This window comes from Cyclobacterium sediminis (assembly GCF_054781075.1).
The window spans coordinates 1-3,323 of sequence record NZ_BAAGVC010000012.1 but is presented as its reverse complement, the minus strand read 5'-3'; the positions used below and the strand labels follow the sequence as shown (position 1 = coordinate 3,323).

General features: G+C 38.2%; 2 protein-coding genes. Both read left to right on the top strand.

Annotated elements, in window-relative coordinates; genetic code table 11:
* Positions 1 to 448 precede the first annotated feature (448 nt).
* The gene (locus ACYVHJ_RS14740; RefSeq protein WP_460516000.1) at positions 449 to 1,390 is read left to right on the top strand and encodes a 3-keto-disaccharide hydrolase; all 942 of its coding nucleotides are present in this window, start codon (positions 449 to 451) and stop codon (positions 1,388 to 1,390) included.
* Between the two features lie 162 nt (positions 1,391 to 1,552).
* Complete coding sequence (locus ACYVHJ_RS14735; RefSeq protein ID WP_460515998.1) at positions 1,553 to 2,503, top strand: sugar phosphate isomerase/epimerase family protein; 951 nt, start codon at positions 1,553 to 1,555, stop codon at positions 2,501 to 2,503.
* Positions 2,504 to 3,323 lie beyond the last annotated feature (820 nt).

Here is a 3,323-nt window from a genome sequence, read left to right as displayed (position 1 = left end):
ACCCCGAAAAAAGCTTTAAACAGCTAAATTCGGGGTTTTTGTGTTATGTTTTTGTTAATTATTACGCTGGTTATCAGGTAATTAATAAATCAGCAAGAAGCCCTATTTATTAATAGAATGTTTAAAGAAATATTTAATTCAAAAAATAACCGCTTCCAATTTTTCTAACTAGCATGTTAATATACTTGGATAAATAAAATTAAAATTAGCCAAATCTCTTTATAACATCATTCAAACATGATTTTGTTTGGAAAATTAATGAGTGAATTTCTATAACCTCGCATTTGTACCCATTTTTTTCTAAGAAATAACTGAAATTCAGGCTTAATAACAAACAATTATAGCACCCAACACCCAATAATTTAATTAGACCATTTAATTAAAAACAATTTTAATTGAAGATAAAAATCGAGTAATTTTAAAGGAAATAAACATTAAATAAGATATCATGATAAAATCTAAATTACTTTTGTTTGCCCTATTGCTCACCAGTTTCTTAAGTACAGGAAATATGGCTTGTGCTCAGGGAGAGAAAGAGCTGACCGGCCGCTGGGATCTTACGGTAGACATGGATGGCAAAAAAGCACCATCTTGGCTAGAAGTTAAGCTATCCGGCATAAAAACCTTGGTTGGATATTATGTTGCACACAATGGTAGCGCAAGACCTATATCCAAGGTTGATTATAAAAATGGGAAAATTAAATTCTCCATCCCACCTCAATGGGACAATTCCGATCAAGACATGGTATTTAACGGTCAATTAAAAAAAGGAAAACTTTCGGGTACCATTACGCAAAGTACAGGGGAAAAGCATTCCTTTACCGGAGTTAGGGCACCATCTTTGGTAAGAGAAAAAGCACCAAAATGGGGCAAAACCATCGAATTATTCAATGGAAACACCCTGGAAGGCTGGCATGTTGACGGAGATAAAAACCAGTGGGAAGTGATCAATGGTATATTGACTTCTAATTCGGCCGGCTCAAACCTTATATCAGACAAAAAGTTTGAGGATTTTAAAATCACTGCAGAATTTCGCTATCCAAAAGGAAGCAATAGTGGAATCTACCTGAGAGGAAGATATGAGGTGCAAATCGAAGACAATTCAGGCACCCCGCCTTCCTCTATCTACTTTGGAGGAGTTTATGGTTTTTTGACACCCAATGAAATGGTAGCAAAAGGACCCGGAGAGTGGCAAACTTATGAAATCACTTTAATTGGCAGAAGAGTTACGATTATTGCCAATGGTAAAGCCATCATATTTGATCAAATCATACCCGGTATTACAGGCGGAGCCATCGACAGCAATGAAGGTGAAGCAGGCCCGATTATGATTCAAGGGGACCATGGTCCAGTTGAATTCAGGAAATTTGAAATAACACCTACCAAATAAATTATAAGATTTTATTTAAAAGAAGGAGAAACTGAAAAATTTCTCCTTCTTTTGTTTTTTTTACCAATGACTCATTGCATTCACTTTATTGATGGCTAAAAACATAAAATCAAGCAAAAAACTTGATAGTATACGAAGCTATTACTCATAACAAGCAGAAAAATGAAACGTAGAAAGTTTATTAGCCTTGGCACCTTGGCCGGCATTGCAGCAGGATCAGTAACTTCTTTGACAGCGAAAACACCTCTAAAAAACACAGAGATTTCAAAAAGATACCAGCAAGATCAAAGTCCCTGGCCTATTTGTTTGGATACTGCAACGATTAGACCAGCCTCATTAAAGGAAAAGGTCCACATTGCAGCCAAGGCGGGTTATGATGCCATAGAACCTTGGGATAGAGAATTGGCTGAATATGAAAAGGAAGGGGGTAACCTAAAAGATTTGGGGAAAGAAATTAAAGAACTTGGGATGTTTGTACCCAGTGTTATTGGTTTATGGAATGCTTTGCCTCCCACCAATCAGGCATTTGAGCAATCGCTGAAAGACACCAAAAACAGAATGCGAATGGCAGCTGACATTCAATCTCAACACATCCAAACCATTCCCAATACTGTAGGAGAAAATTATGACCAAAAATACGTATCTAAGAGATACCGTGAATTAATAGAAATAGGAATAAATGAATACGGTATCAACCCAGCTTTGGTATTTGTAAAATTTTTCCCACTTAAAACTCTAGGACAGGCTACGGGAGTAGCATTAGATGCCAATCATCCAAAGGCGATGATTATTCCTGATACTTTTCACATGCACATAAGCGAAGGAGGATTTGAAGGGCTTAAATTTTTAAAGGGAGATTTAATTGCTATTTTCCAATTTGCTGATGCTCCGGCAAGCCCTGATATGGCGACTTTAGGGGACAAACACAGGGTTTATCCCGGTGACGGAATTTTACCTTTACCCGAAATATTAAAAAGCCTAAAGACTACCGGTTATAAAGGATGTATTTCCCTGGAATTATACAATCCGGACTATTGGAAACAAGATCTACAAGAAGTCGCCAATACAGGCTTAAGGAAAACATTGGAGGTCATTAATAAAGCAGGGGTGTAAGTTTCGTTTAAAAATAAGGCAGCTAATGATTAGCTGGTAGAAATCTTTAACATTAAATCTTAGATGCTACCTAATAGCTCATAATGCCATCCAATTTAATAAAGAATTCCAGAACAAGGTGTAGATAACAGCTACACCTTTTTTATTTTAATGAATGTAAAGCATGAGTAGGGATCCAGATAGGTAGGAACCATATAACCTAAGTTAATATTTGAACCTTAAAAAAATGGTTATTCCGAGAATTAGCATTTTAAAGCGTAGCAATAAAGATGACAGTATCCAATGCGATACCATAAGGTGAAATCTTCCAAAGAATCGCAATGAGAGGTGAAAAAAGGGTATTAAGCAGGATTATTTACAAAAAAGGGCATAAAAAAAGACCCTTAGATTGCTCTAAGGGGTCTAAAAGAAGGCGGCGATCCCTATGAGGCGGGACAGGCTCTCCCCATGCGCCGTGGCGCACCAGTACCATCGGCGCTGCAGGACTTATCCGCCGCGGCGGATCGGGATGGGAAGAGCGTAATGGAATAATGATTTATTTTTAACGGAAAGGCTTAAAACCAGACCCATTCCATAAATGCTATCTGTGCGAATCTGTGTAATCTGTGGTGAATACTTCTATTTTTTCGGTGTAATTGGGCATAAAAAAAGACCCTTAGATTGCTCTAAGGGTCTAAAAGAAGGCGGCAATCCCGATGAGTCGGGACAGGCTCTCCCCATGCGCCGTGGCGCACCAGTACCATCGGCGCTGCAGGGCTTAGCCGCCGCGGCGGATCGGGATGGGAAGAGCGTAATGGAATAATGATTTATTTTTAACGGA

What these genes read in the sequence shown, in the direction of transcription:
- ACYVHJ_RS14740 (WP_460516000.1), top strand. Translation starts at nt 449, where the DNA reads ATGATAAAATCTAAATTACTTTTGTTTGCCCTATTGCTCACCAGTTTC.
- ACYVHJ_RS14735 (WP_460515998.1), top strand. Translation starts at nt 1,553, where the DNA reads ATGAAACGTAGAAAGTTTATTAGCCTTGGCACCTTGGCCGGCATTGCA.